We start from the raw sequence: 16,900 nt of genomic DNA on the forward strand, positions 1-16,900 counted from the left end.
CCTGTGAGGCGTGGAACTCAGGCGGCGTGGAACTGGGCGGTTTCGGTCGAGTCCTTCAGGGCCGTGGTCGAGGACTGGCCTGAAGAGATGACCGTGGCCACATCGTCGAAGTAGCCGGTGCCGACCTCGCGCTGGTGACGGGTGGCGGTATAGCCGATGGCCTCATTGGCGAACTCGCGCTGTTGCAGCTCGGAATAGGCCGCCATGCCGCGATCGCGATAGCCGCTGGCCAGTTCGAACATGCCGTTGTTCAGGCTGTGGAAGCCCGCCAGCGTCACGAACTGGAACTTGTAGCCCATGGCCCCCAGCTCGCGCTGGAACTTGGCGATGGTGTCCTTGTCCAGCTTGGCTTCCCAGTTGAACGAGGGCGAACAGTTGTAGGCCATCAGCTTGCCCGGATGCTCTTTCTGAACGGCCTCGGCGAACTTCTTCGCGTCGTCCAGATCGGGGTGCGACGTCTCCCACCACAGCAGGTCGGCGTATTTCGCATACGACAGGCCGCGCGCGATGCAGTGGTTCAGACCCGTGCCCGGCTTCAGGCGATAGAAGCCCTCCGGCGTGCGGTTCTCGCGGTCGATGAAGGGGTGGTCCCGCTCGTCGATGTCCGAGGTGATCAGCTGGGCCGACTCCGCATCCGTGCGCGCCACCGTCAGGGTCGGCGTGCCGCAGACGTCGGCCGCCAGACGCGCCGCGATCAGGTTGCGCTCATGCGCCTGGGTCGGGATCAGCACCTTGCCGCCTAGGTGGCCGCACTTCTTCTCACTGGCCAGTTGGTCCTCGAAGTGAACGCCCGCGGCGCCCGCCTCGATGAAGGCCTTCATGATCTCGAAGCTGTTCAGCGGCCCGCCAAAACCGGCCTCGGCGTCGGCGACGATGGGAGCGAACCAGTCGCGCTTGGCGCCGCCCTCGGCGTGCTCGATCTGGTCGGCGCGCTGCAGGGTGCGGTTGATGCGACGGCACAGTTCCGGCGCGGCGTTGGCCGGATACAGCGACTGGTCCGGATACATGGCGCTGGCCGTGTTGGCGTCGGCCGCGACCTGCCAGCCCGACAGATAGATGGCCTTCAGACCCGCGCGGACCATCTGCATCGCCTGATTGCCGGTCACCGCGCCCAAGGCGTTGATATAGGCTTCCGAGTGCAGCAGCTCCCACAGGCGGTTGGCGCCGCGCTCGGCCAGCGTATGAGTGACCGGCACCGAACCGCGCAGACGCAAGACGTCTTCCGGCGAATAGGGGCGCTCAATGCCGTCGAAACGGCCGGCGGGCGAAGGAACCAGATCGGCGAAGATCGTCATGTTCGTCTCGGCTTTTGATGGGCGCGGCCGCAGCCGCCGTCCCGAAGACCTGAACACGCCGCCGTCACGATTGACACAGCGACAGCCACATCATTCAAGTCAAACAGTCACATCATGACACTTGCCATGAAGTCATGATGTGACATGATCGCGCCATGAACGCCGCCGCTGATCGCAAGTTGTTCCTGGGCGGCCGCCTCAAGCGGCTGCGGCGCGACCTTGACCTGTCCCAGACGGCGATGGCGGCGGATCTGGGCGTCTCGCCCTCCTATCTGAACCATATCGAGCGCAACCAGCGCCCCGTCTCGGCCCAGCTGCTGCTGCGTCTGGCCGAGACCTATGACGTCGATCTTCGCAATCTGGGCCAGTCCGGCGGCCCGGCGTCAGAGGCCGAACTGGCCGAAGTCTTCGCCGACCCCCTGTTCCAAGGGCTGGCCGTGCCGCGCCACGAGATCATGCAGCTGGCCGAGGATCAGCCCGCCGCCGCCGACGCCGTGCTGCGCCTTTACCGCGCCTTCACCGACCGCCGCGTGCGTGACCGGGCCGAGGTCGAGGCCGGGGGCGGCGCCGCGCCGACCGACAGCCCCTCCGAATGGGTGCGCGAATATGTTCAGGCCCGCCACAACCACTTCCCCGACCTCGACGCGCTGGGCGAGGCCCTGCACGACGCCCTGCACGCCGAGGCCCCCGGCCCCGACGAAGGCTTCGAAGCGCTGGCCCGCGCGCGCCTGTTCGCCCGCCACGGCTTAACCGTCCGCACCCTGCCTGCCGAGGTGATGGTCGAATGGACCCGCCGCTTCGACCCGCACCGGGGCCGCCTGCTGCTGTCCGACGCCCTGGGGCCGTCATCGCGCGCCTTCGCCGTCGCCAACCAACTGGTTTTGATGGAGCACGGGCCGGAGCTTCAGGCCCTGACCGAGGCGGCCAACGCACCCGACGCCCCCACGCGCAATCTGCTGAAGGCCTCGCTGGCCAACACCCTGGCCGCCGCCGTGCTGATGCCCTACGCCGCCTTCCAGCGCACGGCGGAGGAGACCGGCTACGACCTGGCCCGGCTCCAGGCCCGCTTCGGCGTCGGCTTCGAGCAGGTCGCGCACCGGCTGACCACGCTTTCCCGGCCGACGGCGCGGGGCGTGCCCTTCTTCCTGATGCGGGTGGATCAGGCGGGGAATGTGTCCAAGCGCTACGCCTCGGGCGCCTTCCCCTTTTCGCGTTTCGGCGGGGCCTGCCCGCGCTGGCGGCTGCACTCGGCCTTCCGCACGCCGGGCCGCATCGTCACCCAGATCATCGAGACTCCTGGCCAAGATAGAAAAGACGGATCGCGCTGGTTCACCCTCGCCCGCACCGTCGACCGCCAAGGCCAGGACGCCTTTACCGAGGGGCATGACCTGGCCATCGGCCTGGGTTGCGAGCTTCGCCACGCCCACCGCCTGATCTATGCGCGCGGCCTGGATCTTCAGAAGCCCGAGGTCACGCCCATCGGCCCGGCCTGCCGGTTGTGCGAGCGCCACCCCTGCGCTGAACGCGCCGCCCCGCCGGTCGGCCGCGCCCTGACGGTCGACGACTGGTCCAAGTCCGTCAGCCCCTACCCGTTCGCCTAATCTCTCCTTCTCCCCTTCTGGGAGAAGGTGGTCCGCTAGGACCGGATGAGGGGTGGCGACGCGGCGGCTGGCCATTTTTTACGAGACGAGCATCAACGGCCAATGCAGGCGCAAACACCCCTCATCCGTCAGGCTCCGCCTGCCACCTTCTCCCTCAAGGGGAGAAGGGCGCTTCAGTGCGCCAGCATCAGCGCCACGGGCGCTTCGTTCAGCAACGTCTGCGTCACCCCGCCGAAGATCCACTGCCGCATCCGCGCATGGCCCCAAGCGCCCGAGACCATGAGGCCCGCCCCCATCTCCTCGGCGCAATCGATCAGGCGCCGCCCGCCTGAGCGGTCGTCGTGGGCGCGGGCGTCCGGTTCGGCGGCGACGCCGTGTCCGGCCAGCCAACGCACAACGTCCTGCGTCCGCAGGCGCGCGCCGTCCGTGTCCTCGGGATCGCACAGTTCGACCACGCGCACGCCGTCAGCGCGTTTCAGCAGGGGCAGAGCCGCCTGCGCCGCCAGGCGGCTCTCGCGCGTGTCGGTCCACGCCAGCAGGGCGGGCGCATCCACCATCGAGCGGATCGGATTAGGCGGCAGAACCACTACCGGCCGCCCCGAGCGCATGGCCAGGTCCGCCGGATGCGGCGCGCGCCAGGCGCTGGCCCCGCCCGCGTCACGCCCGACCAGAGCCGCGTCCGCCGCCCGCAGGTGGCGCAGCGTCAGGCCCGTCGGGTCGCCGACGTCGCCGCGCCACTCGCCCTCGACGCCCGCCGCTTCGATGGCGCCGCGGAACCGCTGCTCGGCGGACTTCAGCGTGGATTCATTGCGCGCCTGCTGGGCCGCCATCACCTCGCCCAACAGGATGCCCGCCCCATAGGCGTCGGCCACCGGCGTCTCGGGCGCGCAGCCCGACACCCCGATCAGCCGCGTCCCGTGCGCGCTCGCTAAAGCACAGGCCTCGGTCAGACGGGCGGGATTGTCGGCTTCATCATCGACATAGACGATCAGACTGGTCCAGGGCATGGCGGCCTCCTGTTTCAGGATACGCCGCATCAACGCGCCAAACGCTGTTCCGCGCCTTGAGCCTGATCAATTCAACAGAATGACGCGCCCGCCCTCGACCCGATGCGGCACGCCCGCGCGGCGGAACAGACTGGCGATCTCAGCGGCGGGATCGGCTGCGCCCTGATCCAGCATCCGCCCGATGTCAGCCGCCAGCGTCGGATCGCCCGAGACGCGCGTCAGGGCGTTCAGCCATTCGGCGCGGCTCAGCACCCCATCCCGACGGTTGGCGTCCAGCAGCGGCCGCAGGAATCCGAACCAGTCGCCGCCGTCGCGCCGCTTCTGCGCGCCCTCGACCGTCATGGCGAAGACGGCGCCGCAGGCGTAATAGGCCCGGTGCTCGCCGCGCTCGCCTGCCTCGGCCACGCCGCGTCCCTGGCTCAAGGTCACGCAGTCGTCGACCTCTTCCTGCAAAGCCTTGCGGTCGTCATAGGCCGGGTCCAGCGTCTTCAGCGCCCGCACCGCCATCAGATCGGCCCCGCCTTCGGTGATCCAGGCGTCGCGCGCAAACTCATAGCGCACCGTCTGGCCCAGCCAGAAGTGGGCGCTCTCATGACCGATGAACCAGCGCGACACCCGCTCCATCTCCGCCGTCGGCCGGGTCACGCCGGTTCCCTCGAACGACATGACGATCAGGCCGGGCAGGACGCTGCCGCCCATGCTGGTCATCCGCTCGGTCGGACCGTTCCACGACACCATGACGACAGGGTTGTCCCCGCCCGAGCCGGGCCGCCCCAGTCGTTGCAGGTAGAGATGTCCCACGCGCGGGGCGAAGTCACGGATCTTCTCGCCGATCCAGGGCGGAAGATTGGGGTCCATGACGGTGGTCAGCCCCTCGCCCGGCGTCACCCGCGCCTGTCCCAGCAGGACATAAGACCGCTCGCCCGTCGTCGTCAGCTCCGTGTGGCGCTCGCCGTTGAACAGAACCGGGCCGTCCAGATCGCGCCAGGTCACGCGCGACGCCCCGCCGTCCAGATTGACGCCGTTGAGGTCCGCCGGCATCGCCTCCGCCGCCTCGGGCGAGCCCAGGGCGAAGACGTCCATCTGCCGCGTCGGCAGGGCCACCGCCCCGTCCGAGAAGACCAGGGTCTTGTATTCCGCCTCCAGCTCGACCGCCTTGGGCGTCACGCTGAAACGGACATGACGCGGCACAGGGCCGCCGTCCGCGCTGCGGATGATGTCGTAATGGCCGCGCCGCTCCATCACCACGCCGGGCGTCTCGACCGTCCACTGACGCGGGCGCCACGGCTCGCGGACCTCCGAGATCAGGGCCGAATCCATGAAGGCCCACACCACGGCGTCGCGGTTGAAGACATAGTCGACGGTCAGCCGCCCATTGTCGCGCGTCACCGTCACCTGCGGCGCCGCCTCGACGTTCCAGGGGCCGGGCGCCGGCGTCGCGGCGCAGGCGGTCAGCAGGGCGACGACAGAAAGGGCGGTTGCAGACAGGGCTTTCAGACGCACGAAGAGCAGTCTCCCATAATGAACGGCGTAGCTTAGGGGGGCCGAACCCGGCCCGTCACCTTACGGTTTGCTCAGCTTTACGCCCGTTCGAGGGCGCGGCCCGCCGCGGCCAGCTCATCGGCCATCACCGTCTTCAGCCGCTCCGGCGCCAGGATGGTCGCCCGATCGCCCCAGGTGAACAGATGCCAGGCCAGTTCGCGCATGCCCGAGGCGCGGAACCGCACCACGACCGATCCGTCAGCCTGATCCTCGATCGTCTGGGTCGGGTGCCAACGCCAGCCGCGCGCCTCGTCCGCTCCCTCAGGCGTGATGCGGACGGCGACGTCTTCGATTTCGTCCTGATAGATGCCGAAGGACTGGCTGGCGAAGACGCCCAGGTCGAAATCAGCGGGCGGACGCGCCGTCCCCTCCCCCGCCTCGACCGCGCTCATCCGGTCCAGGCGGAAGGTCTGGATGCGCCCGCTCTCGCGGTCCGCCGCGACCAGATAGTTGGCCCGCCCGAACATCAGGCCGCACGGCGTCATCGTGCGGGTGCGCGCCTCGGCGCCGGGCCGGGCGTAGATGAAGTTCAGCGGCCGCTCGGCCAGCACCGCCCCGCGAATCTCGGCCAGCACCGTCTCGTCGGCGCTGGGCCGCGGCCCGGCCTGAACGGCGATCGTCTCGGCCCGGACCAGAGCCTCCAGATCCGGCGCCATGCGGTTCAGGGTGGTCGAGCGCATCGCCGCCTTCACCTTGCGCTCCAGGCTTTCCAGCGCCGCCGCCCGCGCCGGTTCGCCCGCCGCGCGGTGTCCGGCCGCCGCCTTGGTCAGCTCCAGCATCTCGGTCGCCGTCGGGGCCTGCTCAAAGGCCGACAGACCGCCCCGGATGCGCCACCGCTTGGTCGGCGGGTCCGACACCTCCTCCACCTGAGGGAACAGCATCAGCACGGCGTCGCGCATCCTCTCGGCCGTGCGGCGCCCGACGTTCAGCTGGGCCGCCATCTCGTTCAGCGTCAGCCCTTCGGCGCTGGCCGCCATGCCGCGCGCCAGATCGATGACCAGGGCTGCCTTGTCGTGCCGCAAGATGTCTTCTCCACAGGGATACGTCCGAAACTGGCGTAATGCTGTCTCATATTCACCCTGTCAGCAAGAGGCGACCGCCTCCGCATCAGGAGTTTTCCCCATGGCCTTCGTCCGCACCCCCACCGTCCAGAAGCCCGCCCGCAAGGTTTTCGCAGAGCGCTACATGATCGTGCCGTGCGAAACCGAGAGCGATCTGGCCGTCATCTGGGACCGTCAGGAAGAACAGGTCGTGGACGTCATCAGCGCCTCGGCCGGCCGCTACACCGACGAAGACGCCCTGTGGGACGAGTTCCACACCCCGCCCTTCAACGCCCGGTCCGACTGGCGTATGGCCGCCTGACCGAGCAAAGGTTGCGGAACCCGTTCCTACGGCCCAACGTTGCGCTAGCGTGGCCGTTTCAGGGCCACGGGCTGGGGAGCCGAACTCATGACTTCATCCAACGCCGCGCCTTCGTTGGAAGGCTTCGTCAAATCCGCCCTGCATCGGTCCTGGTGGCTGCTGCTGCTGCGCGGCGTCGCCGCCGTGGCCTTCGGCGTGCTGACTTTCGTCTGGCCGCAGATCAGTCTGCTGACCCTCATCATGGTCTATGGGATCTACGCCCTGGCGGACGGGATTCTGGCCCTGATCGCGGCGATCCGCGGCGGCGGCGTGGTTCCGCGCTGGTGGCTGGCGTTAGGCGGCGTGGTCAGCATCCTGACCGCCGTCCTCGTCTTCGCCTGGCCAGGCCTGACAGCTCTGGTCCTGGTTTACCTGATCGGCTTCTGGTCGATCCTGCGCGGCGTGCTGGAGATCATCGGCGCCATCCGCCTGCGTAACGAGATCGCCAACGAGTGGACGCTGGGCGTCGCCGGCGCCCTGTCGGTGATCTTCGGCCTGATCCTGGTCATCATGCCGGGCGCCGGGGCTATCGGCCTGCTGTGGTTGATCGCGACCTGGGCCGTGTTGTTCGGCCTGCTGCTGATCTGGGTCGCCTTCAAGGTCAGGAAGCTGGCGAAGGCTTAAAGCTGGCGTTGCGCGCCGCGACCCGAGCGCGGATTTCGGCGCGCATCCGCTCCAGTTCCGCCGCATCGATCAGGCGGCCGCGCAGCACCACGGCCTGAGCGTCGCGCGTGGCGCTGACGTCGGTCAGGGGGTTCGCCTCTAGCACCAGCAGATCGGCCGACTTGCCTGCCGCCACCGCGCCGTAACGCTCGCCCTGGTTCAGGAAGCGCGGCCCGTCCACGACCGAGCCCGCCAGGGCCTCGCGCGGCGTCAGGCCCAGGCTCACGTACAGCTCCAGCTCGTCGTGCAGCGAAAAGCCCGGATAGTTGAACGAGTTCAGGAAGCCCGCGTCCGTCCCGGTCAGGATGGTCACGCCCGCATCGCGCAACATGGGCAGGGTGCGCGACGTCACCTCCTTGACGAAGTGGCGGTCCTCGACTTGCTGCGGCGTGGCCTGGGCGGCGCGCTGGACGCGCCAGTCGTAGGTCGCCCGGATGCCCGGCCCGACGTAGGCCAGGCCCTCGTCATGCGAATGATCGTCCAGGTCCAGATTCGCCAGGGTGGTCGAGCCGTAGAGCGTCGGCGACACCGCCGTGCCCAGCTCCGCCAGCCGCGCATAGACCCGACGCGCGGTCTCCACATCGAAGGTGTCGGCGTAGCGGCGCATGGTCTGGGCGTAGGTGTATTTGCCCGCCAGATAGTCGGCCGCGATGGCCGCTTCATCCCGCGAGCCCGCCTTCATGGCGTAGTCCAGATGCTCGATCGACGACAGGCCCGCTTCGGCTGCCGTCAGCACGGTGATGCTGGCCGGAATATGAGCCGAGGTCTTCATGCCCCGCTTCTTCGCCTCACGCACGGCGTAGAGGAAAAGCTCGGGCGTCAGGGTGTTGTCGGTGATCTTGACGAAGTCGACGCGCAGGGCCTGAAGCCGGTCCAGCGCCGCGTCTACGTCGGCCTCGCTGCCGGTCTCGATCACGCCCTTCCAGACGGGGGCGATGCCCTCGATCTTGGGGCCGGAAGTGAAGATGCGCGGCGCATCGGCCGTCGGCGGCGCGTCGCGCCAGTCCAGCACCTGCTGCGCCAGGTCGCCCGCCGCGTCGCGCACAGCGACCACGCCGTTGACCACGAAAAGAGGCATCAGTTCGGCGTTCTCCTCGATCAGGGGCTCGCCGCCGCCGAAGTGAACGTGCATGTCCCACAGGCCCGGCATGACATAGCGATCGGCCAGATCCTGGGTCCGCCCGGCCTGATAACGCCCCGCCTCGCCCTCGGGGCCCACGGCCACGATGTCGCCGCCGCGCACGGCCACCAGTTGATCCCGCGTCGTCGTCCCCTTTTCGACGTCGACCACCGTGGCCGAGGTCAGCAGCAGATCGACCTGTTGGACCGGTGTTTCAGCGGCGGCCAGCGGCGCCAGGGCGCAGGCGGACAACAGGGCGGAGGCGGCGATCAGAAAGGTGCGCATGAGATCGCTATAATCCGTTCACCGCCGTCAGCAAGCCTGTCACGGATAGCGCCTCTTCATCTCGTCCTGACTGGCGACGCAGAGGTTGCGCAATACGCCCATATCCACCTGATCCAGCCGCTTGATGTAGAGACAGGCCACGCTGGTCGTGTGCGGTCCCAGCCGCGCCAGCATCGCCTCCGTCTGCGGCGTCGAAGCGAGATAGAGGGTCAGCGCCGCCTTGCGCGGCGAGAAGCCCATGCGCGGCCAGTCGGCGCTCTTGCCGTTCCCGGTGACGTTGGCGTAGCGGCCGAAGCCGACGATGGACGGCCCCCACATCACCGGCGCCTCGCCCGAAACCTCTTGCATCAGGGCGCAGAGCGTCCGCCCCTCCTCGCGTCGTCGCGCCGGTTCGAGCGCCGCCAGGAAGTCGTCAACCGAGGCGTCGGTAGGTTTGGTCTTCGGCTCGCTCATTTCCGGCCTCCCGCTCAGGACAGGCTGTCATCCTGCGCCTGTCCGATCCGTCCCGCCAGACACCACCCGCCGATTGCTCGCGTCCTCATCCAGCCGCCCGCCGGAATGGTGATCCACAGGCCCGATCCGGCCGCCAGGGTTTCACGCCGCACGCCCGCCTCCGTGGCCAGTTCGACCTGCAGCGCCGCGCCCATGTAGGCGGTCCACAACTCTTCGGCCCCAGCCACGCGCCAGTCATCCGACGCCTCGGGCGTCAGCAGGCGATAGGCGCCGACCGGCGTTCCGGGCGCGGCGGCGTCCGCTCCCGCCATGAGCCGTCCCCAGCCGCCATCGGCCAGGGGGCGCAACCCCAGGTTCTCGACGATCTCTTCGAGCTTGAAATCCGCCTCGCCGTCCATCCGGCCGCTAGTGAGGTGCTTCGCCGCCTTCGTCCACGCGCGAGCCGCGCTCCTGCGGCGTGACCAGGCGCCAGCGGCCGTCCTCGAACACCACCTCGCCGCCGCCGCGCCAGGGCACGCGGCTCAGCGGGCCGCCGGTCATGCCGTAGCCGACGACGGCGTAGCGCATGCCTGGTTTCAGCGGGGCGGCGTCCACCGTCGTCTCGAACCCTTCAGGCGCCTGGCCATAGACGACCTGCCGCAAGCTGCGACAATTGCGGCCGCGCGCCTCGATCGACCAGACCGGCCGCATCATGGCGTTGGACAGCTCATGCACGGCCAGTCCGCCCAGACAGGCCCTCTCGGGCTTCGCCGGATCGACACCGAAGGTCGCCACCGGCTGCTCCAAGCCGCCGCTGATGTTCACAGGGATCATCGCCGAACAGGCGGCGAGCGCGGCGGTCGCCGTCGCCAGCACCGCCCCAAGGCGCAGAACCGCGCCGCGCTTCATCGCCCTAGCCCTCAGCAGCGGCCGTAGGGAACGTAGCCGACCTCGATCTCGTCGATGCGGACGGTCTTCAGCTCGCGCACCGCCATCTGGTTGAAGTCCGCGCTGCAGTTGAAGGTGGTGTCGATGACATAGTCCTCGCCCTTGGCCGCCTTGATGGCGTCGCGGATACGGAAGGAGGCGTCGATCGTGGCGTCGCTGACCATCACGGCCGAGGCGCGAATGCCCGGCGAAACGCGCGGGCCGGGGCTTTCCAGATAAATCCACGGGTCGGCCGCATTGCCGCACAGGGTCAGGCAATCCGCCTTAAAGTCGACGGCGCCGCGCGCCGCCGCGAACTCGCCCATCGTCAGGTCGATCTTCTGCGGCAGATCATAGCCCTTCAGCGCCGCCAGCGCCTGGGTCGAGCAGGCGGGCGTCATCGGCACGGCGTAGCCGACGACCTCGCCGCCCTCGGCGTTGACGCGAACCGTGCAGCCGCCGATCTCATAGGTGCGTTCCTTGCCCTCGACCGTACGGGCCGGACCCAGTTTGGATTCCAGGTAGGCGACCTGAACGCCCATCATCTGGGCAATTGTCGCCGCGCCGCCCGCCGCGGGAGCAGCCTCAGGCGCCGCCGCCTGCGTCGCCTCGGCCGGGGCGGCGTCGGTCTTCTCGCCCGCCTTCTCCGCCTGACCGCAGGCGGTCAACCCGGCCAGGACGCTCAGCACGGCGACGGTTTTCAATCCTCGGAACCCAGTCATCATCTCTCCACGGCTCAGGTTGAGCGTCGCAAGCCAACGCACCGGCGCGCGATGGGTTCTCGCGCACGAACATCAGAGGGCCTTGACGATCCCCTCGACCATCTTCTTGGCGTCGGCGAACAGCATCATGGTGTTGTCGCGGAAGAACAGCTCGTTCTCGACCCCGGCGTAGCCGCTGCCCATCGACCGCTTGATGAACAGGACGGTGCCCGCCCTCTCCACGTCCAGCACCGGCATGCCGTAGATGGGCGACTGCGGGTCTGTCTTGGCGGCCGGATTGGTCACGTCATTGGCGCCAATGACGAAGGCCACGTCGGCCGAGGCGAACTCGCTGTTGATGTCCTCCAGCTCGAACACCTCGTCATAGGGGACGTTCGCTTCGGCCAGCAGGACGTTCATGTGGCCCGGCATCCGGCCCGCGACGGGGTGGATGGCGTATTTCACCTCGACGCCCTCTTCCTTCAGGGTGTCGGCCATTTCGCGAAGGGCGTGCTGGGCCTGGGCCACCGCCATGCCGTAGCCGGGCACGATGATGACCTTGGAGGCGTTCTTCATGATGAAGGCGGCGTCCTCGGCCGAGCCCTGCTTGACCGGCCGCGTCTCGACCCCGCCGCCGCCCGCCGCCGCGCCCGCCTCGGCGCCGAAGCCGCCCAGAATGACGCTGATGAAGCTGCGGTTCATGCCCTTGCACATGATGTAGCTGAGGATCGCGCCCGACGACCCGACCAGAGCGCCGGTGATGATCAGGGCGATGTTCTCCAGCGTGAAGCCCAGCGCCGCCGCCGCCCAGCCGGAATAGGAGTTCAGCATGGACACCACCACCGGCATGTCCGCCCCGCCGATGGGGATGATCAGGGTCGCGCCCAGGATCAGGCTGATCGCGAACACGCCCCAGAAGGCCCAGATCGCCGTCCCGCCCGTCCCGATCAGGATGCCGATCAGGAAGACCAGGGCCAGCGCCAGCCCGATGTTGATCAGATGCCGCGCAGGCAGGATGATCGGCGCCCCGCTCATCCGCCCGTCCAGCTTGGCGAAGGCGATGACCGAGCCGGTGAAGGTGACGGCCCCGATGGCCACGCCCAGGCTCAGCTCGACGATCGACAGGGTCTTGATCCCGCCCGTCGCCGTGACGATGCCGAAGGCGTCGGGCGCATAGACCGCCCCCACCGCCACCAGACAGGCCGCCAGGCCGACCAGGGAGTGGAAGGCCGCGACCAGTTGCGGCATGGCCGTCATCGGCACGCGGTTGGCGATGACTGCGCCCGCACCGCCGCCGACCACGACCCCGCCCGCGATCAGGGCCAGTGTCAGCGGGTCCAGGGCGCCGCTGGTCCCCAGCGTCAGCAGGGTGACTCCGACCGCCAGGGCCATGCCGACCATGCCCAGGGTGTTGCCCTGTCGGCTGGTCACAGGGCTGGACAGCCCTCGAAGCGAGAGGATGAACAGAACCCCCGCCGCCAGATAGGCCAGCGCCGCGATCGATGCGTTCATCCCCTCCCCCCTTATTCCATGCTCAGATCAGAAGACGTTGACCACGGCGGGCGCGCCGCCGTTGGTGCCGGCGGCGGTCGCCTGGCCGTTCTTGACCACGGCCACGCCGACCGGCCCCTGGCCGCCCGTCTTGGTCACGCGGCAGCTGCCGTTGTCGCCCGGCAGACGCCCGGCCATCCGGCCCGAGCCGGTGTGGTTGATGCGGTTCATGTGGACGCCCTTGATGGTCACCGGGGCGAATCCGCACTCCAGCGTCCAGCTGGCGCCCTGGGGCGCGGCCACCGACCAATGCAGGCCGGTGTAGGGGTCATTGCCCACTTCGCGCGCGGATTGCGCGGTGGCCGCGCCGGCGACAGCGACGGCCGACAGGGCCAGGATGGAGATCAGGGAAGCTTTCATCACGCGATACTCTTCGAGGTTTAACGTTTGACGGATTGGGTGCGCGACAACCGCCACAGGGCCGCCGCGATGAACAGAGGCCCCAGCAGGATCATCGCCCAGTCGAAGACCGTCATCTGACGGTCCTGGATGATAATGCGCGTCAGGACGGCGGCGAAAACCAGCACGACCCCGCAGTCCTGGAACCGCAGGCGCCCGATGGGGTCTTTCACCCGCACCCAGCTCCAGATCCACAGGGCCACGCCCAGGCCGGTGACGGCCCAGGAGGCATAGAAGGCCAGCAGGATAGGCGACAGGGTCACGATGCGGCGGAACCTTCAGGCAGACGCTTGCGTCGCGCCCATATTGTACGAACGGCGCTCCAGGCGATGAAGAGGGTGAAGACCACCGCGCCCAGCGCCGCCGGCTTGTCTCCGGCCGCCATCAGGCCCGCCGCGCGCCAGATCAGCAAGGCGACGCCGATTGGAAAGAAGACCAGAGCCAGTTCCAGCTCGACGCGGCGACGCGTCTCAGCCGACAGCCTGCCGCCTAACGGAGCGGCCGCCAGAACCACCAACACGGCGACGGCCAGAAGAACCAGGATCAGGCCGTTGATCGGATTGGACATCAGGCGCGCTCCTTCTTCTTGTACATGGCCAGCATCCGGCGCGTGACCATGAAGCCGCCGAAGATGTTGACGCTGGCCAGCGTCACAGCGGCCACGCCCGCGCCCTTTGCGATCCAGGCGTTCGGCCCGCCCGCCTGCGCGCTCATCGCCGCCGCCGCGATCAGGCCGCCGACGATGATGACGCTGGAGATGGCGTTGGTCACCGCCATCAGCGGCGTATGCAGCGCCGGCGTCACGCTCCAGACGACATAGTAGCCGACGAAGATCGACAGGACGAAGATCGCCAGGCGGAAGACGGTGGGATCGACGTGCTCCATCAGCCTCTCACTCCTTCATGCACCACGGCGCCGCCGTGGGTGACGACGGCGGCCTTGAGGATTTCCTCCTCCAGGTCGACCGCCAGGGCGCCGTCCTTGATCATCAACCCCAGGAAGGCGACCAGGTTGCGCGCATAAAGGGCGCTGGCGTCCGCCGCGATGCGGCCGGGCATGTTGCTCCAGCCGACGATCTTCACGCCGTTGGCCGTGGTCACGACCTCATTGGGCTTGGAGCCTTCGACATTGCCGCCCGCCTCGACCGCCAGGTCGATGATGACCGACCCCGGCTTCATCGAGGCGACATGCGCCGCCGTCACCAGCTTCGGCGCCGGGCGGCCGGGGATCAGGGCCGTGGTGATCACCACGTCCTGCTTGATGATATGGGCGGCGGTCAGTTCGGCCTGCTTGGCCTGATATTCGGCCGACATGGCCTTGGCGTAGCCGCCCGCCGTCTCGGCGGCCTTGAACTCTTCATCCTCGACGGCGACGAATTTGGCGCCGAGGCTCTCGACCTGTTCCTTGGCGGCGGGGCGCACGTCGGTGGCGGTGACGACCGCGCCCAGACGCCGCGCTGTGGCGATGGCCTGAAGTCCCGCGACGCCCGCGCCCATGACGAAGGTCTTGGCGGCGGCCACCGTCCCGGCGGCCGTCATCATCATGGGAAAGCCCTTGCCATAGGCGTATGCCGCCTCAATCACCGCCCGGTATCCGGCCAGATTGGCCTGTGACGACAGCACGTCCATGACCTGAGCCCGCGTGATGCGCGGCACGAATTCCATGGCGAAGGCGGTGGCGCCTGCGCCCCTCAACGCCTCAACCGTCGCCTTGTCGCGCCAGGCGTCCAGCAGGCTGACCACCACCGCGCCGGGTTTCAGGGCGCTGATCTCCGACGCCGTCGGGCCGCGCACCTTCAACAGGATGTCCGCTCCCGCCAGCGTCGCCGACAGGTCCGGCTTCACGCTGGCCCCCGCCACGACGTAATCGTCATCAGGTATGGACGAGCCCAGACCTGTTCCCGCCTCGACCGTCACGGTCGCACCGAGATCGGCCAGCTTCCTGACCGTTTCAGGCGTTACAGCGCAGCGCGTCTCGCCTTCACGGCGTTCACGAGTCACGGCGATGGCGACGGCCAAGCGAATCCCTCCCACTCCCCAGGGTCGAACCGACGTTAGGCCGAAGGTCGAAGGGTCGTCAAAGCCGACGCCGTGCAAGGGAGCGATTTTCTTGCCGTCAACGCCGCCTCACGGCCTGATGCCGCACGTTTCATGCGCGCACGCAAAAGGCCCGCCGGACACGCCGACGGGCCTTGCAGTAGTCCGTTCCGAGGAAGAGCGCGCTTAGTGCGCCTTCTTGCTCTTCAGCATGAAGTAGCCCGCCACCGACAGCACCGCGCCGCTGATGAAGGCGGGAATGAAGCCGGCGCCGACGGCGAACCACACCGTCAGGAACAGGATCAGCACGGCCGTGGCCAGCGACAGCCACTTGGTCAGGCCCATGAACAGGCTCCAGGTCCAAGCCTGTTCCGAGATGTTCATATCCCCGTGGACGTGGGGGGCGGTCGCTTCAGCGTGCTGGTCGGCCATGGGGCATCCAAAAAAGAGTCGAGATTTCGACGGCTCTTATAGCGAGGCCTGCGCGCGGCTCAAGCCCGTCAGGATCATCAGCGCCTCAGTCGAGGCTTTCCAGCACCGAACGCGCGAAGGCGGCGACGTCGAAGGCCTTGCCCGCCGGGTCTTCGCCGCGCCGCACGATCACCACCTGGCGGCTGGGCACGATCACCACATACTGCCCCCGGTTGCCGAAGGCGGCGAACGTATCCGCCGGCACCCCGTCCGAGCGGTTCATCAGCCAGAAGGTCGCCCCATAGCCGAAGTCGCCCGTCGGCGGCTGCGGCCCGGCGGGCGCGGTGACATAGTCGCGCCAGCCCTCGGGCAGGAGGCGCCGCCCCTCCCACACACCGTCCTGCAGATACAGTTGACCGAAGCGGGCCAGATCGCGCGCCGTGGTCCAGACCTGGCTCGACAGGATGTAGTTCCCGCGCCAGTCCGTCTCGGCCCAGGTGTGGGTCATGCCCAGCGTGTCGAACAGTTCGGCGGGCGGATGGGCGGTGAAGGTCGGGGCGGCGGCCATGGTCGCCAGCAGGGTGTCGTTGTTGGCGTAGCGATAGACCGTCCCCACCGGCGCCAGCAGCGGCCAGCCGGGCGCCTGCTCGTCAACCGCCGTGCCGCCGAAATAGAGACCGTCGGTGCGATTGCCCGCCGTGTCGCTGGTCAGACCCGAAGCCATCCGCATCAGGGCGTCGACCGTGATGGCCGCGCGCGGATCGCCGGGGCGGCTCCAGTCAGCGATGGCGGCGGGCGCCGTCACATCCAGTTCGCCGCGCTGGACCGCCGCGCCGATAACCGTCCCGGCCAGGCTCTTGGCCACCGACCAGGTGCGCTGGGGCGTGTTCGGTCCGAAGTCGGGCGCATAGCGTTCCGCCACCCGCTTGCCGCCCTGCATGACCACGACGCCGGTGGTGTTGGTTCCCGCGCCGAATCCCTGATCGAAGGCGCGCGCGACGGCGGCCTCCAGACTACGGGCGTTTCCCTTGGGTCGCGCGGTCGGCAGGTCCGACGCCGAGGCTCGGCGCGCCAGCGGCGCCCGCTCAGGCGCAGCGCCCGACACATAGCCCATCGGCTCGATGACGCAGCCGCGCCCGTCGGTCCAGGTCGCGACGCGCGGCGGGGCGGCCTGATCCCAGGCGACGGTGACGACGTTCCCGGCCATCTCGGCCTTCATGCTTCCGACCAGCGACTGAAGCTCGGGGTAGACGCCGACCAGTTCGTTCGCCTCGACGCTGGCGACCGTGCGCTCGCTCCCCGCCGCGCGCGCCGAATGCAGGGCGCTGCACACCGTCAGGGCCTTGTACCCCGCCGCCAGGGCGCGGTGATTGGCGGAAGGCTCAGCCGTCTGGGCGAAGACCGTCGTCGGCAGGGCGAGAACGGCGGCGAGAACAAGCACACGGGACGCGATTTTCATGCGGCCACGCTTCAACGCCGCGTCCCGCCTGTCAACGCCCTTTCCCTTCTCCCCTTGAGGGAGAAGGTGG

20 protein-coding genes are annotated in these 16,900 nt (G+C 68.7%); 3 read left to right on the forward strand and 17 right to left on the reverse strand.

The annotated features are described in order from the left end of the window. Window positions 1-17 precede the first annotated feature (17 nt). Complete coding sequence (gene aceA / locus FM111_RS05635; protein ID WP_087139830.1) at window positions 18-1,295, reverse strand: isocitrate lyase; 1,278 nt, start codon at window positions 1,293-1,295, stop codon at window positions 18-20. Window positions 1,296-1,450: 155 nt separating this feature from the next. Here aceA and FM111_RS05640 point away from each other — a divergent pair, with 155 nt between their 5' ends. After that, entirely contained in the window at window positions 1,451-2,896 is a 1,446-nt protein-coding gene (locus FM111_RS05640) for a helix-turn-helix domain-containing protein (protein WP_087139833.1), read from the forward strand. A gap of 173 nt (window positions 2,897-3,069) precedes the next feature. On the opposite strand, the gene FM111_RS05645 is transcribed toward FM111_RS05640, so the two are convergent. The 3 genes from FM111_RS05645 to FM111_RS05655 all read right to left on the reverse strand — a co-directional run bounded on the left by FM111_RS05645 (window position 3,070) and on the right by FM111_RS05655 (window position 6,467). Continuing rightward, the gene (locus tag FM111_RS05645) at window positions 3,070-3,903 is read right to left on the reverse strand and encodes a universal stress protein (protein WP_179205029.1); all 834 of its coding nucleotides are present in this window, start codon (window positions 3,901-3,903) and stop codon (window positions 3,070-3,072) included. A 66-nt stretch (window positions 3,904-3,969) separates the two neighbouring features. Next, window positions 3,970-5,406 (reverse strand): hypothetical protein, encoded by a 1,437-nt coding sequence (locus FM111_RS05650; protein ID WP_087139836.1) that lies wholly within the window; start codon window positions 5,404-5,406, stop codon window positions 3,970-3,972. Window positions 5,407-5,483: 77 nt separating this feature from the next. Beyond that, window positions 5,484-6,467 (reverse strand): helix-turn-helix transcriptional regulator, encoded by a 984-nt coding sequence (locus tag FM111_RS05655; protein ID WP_218779177.1) that lies wholly within the window; start codon window positions 6,465-6,467, stop codon window positions 5,484-5,486. Between the two features lie 100 nt (window positions 6,468-6,567). On the opposite strand from FM111_RS05655, the gene FM111_RS05660 reads away from it, so the two are divergent. Then, window positions 6,568-6,807, forward strand: a complete 240-nt coding sequence (locus tag FM111_RS05660) for a hypothetical protein (RefSeq protein ID WP_087139838.1) — start codon at window positions 6,568-6,570, stop codon at window positions 6,805-6,807. An 87-nt stretch (window positions 6,808-6,894) separates the two neighbouring features. Then, window positions 6,895-7,470: an HdeD family acid-resistance protein gene (locus tag FM111_RS05665; protein WP_087139840.1), complete on the forward strand. Its 576-nt coding sequence runs from the start codon at window positions 6,895-6,897 to the stop codon at window positions 7,468-7,470. Here the strand turns inward: FM111_RS05665 and FM111_RS05670 are convergent. From FM111_RS05670 to FM111_RS05730, 13 genes are all read right to left on the reverse strand, one after another. Further along, the gene (locus FM111_RS05670; protein ID WP_087139842.1) at window positions 7,448-8,914 is read right to left on the reverse strand and encodes an amidohydrolase family protein; all 1,467 of its coding nucleotides are present in this window, start codon (window positions 8,912-8,914) and stop codon (window positions 7,448-7,450) included. The two genes, FM111_RS05665 and FM111_RS05670, sit on opposite strands and share 23 nt — an antisense overlap. 39 nt (window positions 8,915-8,953) lie before the next feature. Further along, the gene (locus tag FM111_RS05675; protein WP_087139844.1) at window positions 8,954-9,367 is read right to left on the reverse strand and encodes a DUF1801 domain-containing protein; all 414 of its coding nucleotides are present in this window, start codon (window positions 9,365-9,367) and stop codon (window positions 8,954-8,956) included. A gap of 14 nt (window positions 9,368-9,381) precedes the next feature. Then, window positions 9,382-9,765 (reverse strand): cupin domain-containing protein, encoded by a 384-nt coding sequence (locus tag FM111_RS05680; protein WP_087139846.1) that lies wholly within the window; start codon window positions 9,763-9,765, stop codon window positions 9,382-9,384. A gap of 7 nt (window positions 9,766-9,772) precedes the next feature. Further along, entirely contained in the window at window positions 9,773-10,255 is a 483-nt protein-coding gene (locus tag FM111_RS05685) for a hypothetical protein (RefSeq protein WP_087139848.1), read from the reverse strand. An 11-nt stretch (window positions 10,256-10,266) separates the two neighbouring features. After that, entirely contained in the window at window positions 10,267-10,995 is a 729-nt protein-coding gene (locus FM111_RS05690) for a hypothetical protein (RefSeq protein ID WP_256968108.1), read from the reverse strand. Between the two features lie 72 nt (window positions 10,996-11,067). After that, complete coding sequence (locus FM111_RS05695; protein WP_087139851.1) at window positions 11,068-12,486, reverse strand: NAD(P)(+) transhydrogenase (Re/Si-specific) subunit beta; 1,419 nt, start codon at window positions 12,484-12,486, stop codon at window positions 11,068-11,070. 27 nt (window positions 12,487-12,513) lie between these two features. Continuing rightward, the gene (locus tag FM111_RS05700; RefSeq protein ID WP_087139853.1) at window positions 12,514-12,885 is read right to left on the reverse strand and encodes a hypothetical protein; all 372 of its coding nucleotides are present in this window, start codon (window positions 12,883-12,885) and stop codon (window positions 12,514-12,516) included. Window positions 12,886-12,905: 20 nt separating this feature from the next. Further along, window positions 12,906-13,187, reverse strand: a complete 282-nt coding sequence (locus tag FM111_RS05705) for a hypothetical protein (RefSeq protein WP_046653284.1) — start codon at window positions 13,185-13,187, stop codon at window positions 12,906-12,908. Beyond that, complete coding sequence (locus FM111_RS05710) at window positions 13,184-13,492, reverse strand: hypothetical protein (protein ID WP_087139854.1); 309 nt, start codon at window positions 13,490-13,492, stop codon at window positions 13,184-13,186. The genes FM111_RS05705 and FM111_RS05710 overlap by 4 nt, the downstream gene beginning before the upstream one ends. Next, window positions 13,492-13,809 carry an NAD(P) transhydrogenase subunit alpha gene (locus tag FM111_RS05715; protein ID WP_003165738.1) on the reverse strand — a complete coding sequence of 106 codons (318 nt, stop codon included), beginning with the start codon at window positions 13,807-13,809 and terminating at the stop codon, window positions 13,492-13,494. Before FM111_RS05715 ends, FM111_RS05710 begins: the two co-directional genes overlap by 1 nt. After that, the gene (locus FM111_RS05720) at window positions 13,809-14,942 is read right to left on the reverse strand and encodes a Re/Si-specific NAD(P)(+) transhydrogenase subunit alpha (protein ID WP_087139856.1); all 1,134 of its coding nucleotides are present in this window, start codon (window positions 14,940-14,942) and stop codon (window positions 13,809-13,811) included. Before FM111_RS05720 ends, FM111_RS05715 begins: the two co-directional genes overlap by 1 nt. A 204-nt stretch (window positions 14,943-15,146) precedes the next feature. Then, window positions 15,147-15,392, reverse strand: coding sequence for an aa3-type cytochrome c oxidase subunit IV (locus tag FM111_RS05725; RefSeq protein WP_256968109.1), 246 nt, complete (start codon window positions 15,390-15,392; stop codon window positions 15,147-15,149). 85 nt (window positions 15,393-15,477) lie between these two features. Then, window positions 15,478-16,830 carry a serine hydrolase domain-containing protein gene (locus FM111_RS05730; RefSeq protein WP_087139859.1) on the reverse strand — a complete coding sequence of 451 codons (1,353 nt, stop codon included), beginning with the start codon at window positions 16,828-16,830 and terminating at the stop codon, window positions 15,478-15,480. Between the last annotated feature and the right edge of the window lie 70 nt (window positions 16,831-16,900).

The organism is Brevundimonas diminuta 3F5N (assembly GCF_900163625.1).
GTDB classification, from domain to species: Bacteria; Pseudomonadota; Alphaproteobacteria; order Caulobacterales; family Caulobacteraceae; genus Brevundimonas; species Brevundimonas diminuta_A.

What these genes read in the sequence shown, in the direction of transcription:
- FM111_RS05700 (WP_087139853.1), bottom strand. Translation starts at nt 12,885, where the DNA reads ATGAAAGCTTCCCTGATCTCCATCCTGGCCCTGTCGGCCGTCGCTGTC.
- FM111_RS05660 (WP_087139838.1), top strand. Translation starts at nt 6,568, where the DNA reads ATGGCCTTCGTCCGCACCCCCACCGTCCAGAAGCCCGCCCGCAAGGTT.
- FM111_RS05685 (WP_087139848.1), bottom strand. Translation starts at nt 10,255, where the DNA reads ATGAAGCGCGGCGCGGTTCTGCGCCTTGGGGCGGTGCTGGCGACGGCG.
- FM111_RS05715 (WP_003165738.1), bottom strand. Translation starts at nt 13,809, where the DNA reads ATGGAGCACGTCGATCCCACCGTCTTCCGCCTGGCGATCTTCGTCCTG.
- FM111_RS05665 (WP_087139840.1), top strand. Translation starts at nt 6,895, where the DNA reads ATGACTTCATCCAACGCCGCGCCTTCGTTGGAAGGCTTCGTCAAATCC.
- FM111_RS05640 (WP_087139833.1), top strand. Translation starts at nt 1,451, where the DNA reads ATGAACGCCGCCGCTGATCGCAAGTTGTTCCTGGGCGGCCGCCTCAAG.
- FM111_RS05730 (WP_087139859.1), bottom strand. Translation starts at nt 16,830, where the DNA reads ATGAAAATCGCGTCCCGTGTGCTTGTTCTCGCCGCCGTTCTCGCCCTG.
- FM111_RS05645 (WP_179205029.1), bottom strand. Translation starts at nt 3,903, where the DNA reads ATGCCCTGGACCAGTCTGATCGTCTATGTCGATGATGAAGCCGACAAT.
- FM111_RS05680 (WP_087139846.1), bottom strand. Translation starts at nt 9,765, where the DNA reads ATGGACGGCGAGGCGGATTTCAAGCTCGAAGAGATCGTCGAGAACCTG.
- aceA (WP_087139830.1), bottom strand. Translation starts at nt 1,295, where the DNA reads ATGACGATCTTCGCCGATCTGGTTCCTTCGCCCGCCGGCCGTTTCGAC.
- FM111_RS05670 (WP_087139842.1), bottom strand. Translation starts at nt 8,914, where the DNA reads ATGCGCACCTTTCTGATCGCCGCCTCCGCCCTGTTGTCCGCCTGCGCC.
- FM111_RS05695 (WP_087139851.1), bottom strand. Translation starts at nt 12,486, where the DNA reads ATGAACGCATCGATCGCGGCGCTGGCCTATCTGGCGGCGGGGGTTCTG.
- FM111_RS05725 (WP_256968109.1), bottom strand. Translation starts at nt 15,392, where the DNA reads ATGGCCGACCAGCACGCTGAAGCGACCGCCCCCCACGTCCACGGGGAT.
- FM111_RS05690 (WP_256968108.1), bottom strand. Translation starts at nt 10,995, where the DNA reads ATGACTGGGTTCCGAGGATTGAAAACCGTCGCCGTGCTGAGCGTCCTG.
- FM111_RS05675 (WP_087139844.1), bottom strand. Translation starts at nt 9,367, where the DNA reads ATGAGCGAGCCGAAGACCAAACCTACCGACGCCTCGGTTGACGACTTC.
- FM111_RS05710 (WP_087139854.1), bottom strand. Translation starts at nt 13,492, where the DNA reads ATGTCCAATCCGATCAACGGCCTGATCCTGGTTCTTCTGGCCGTCGCC.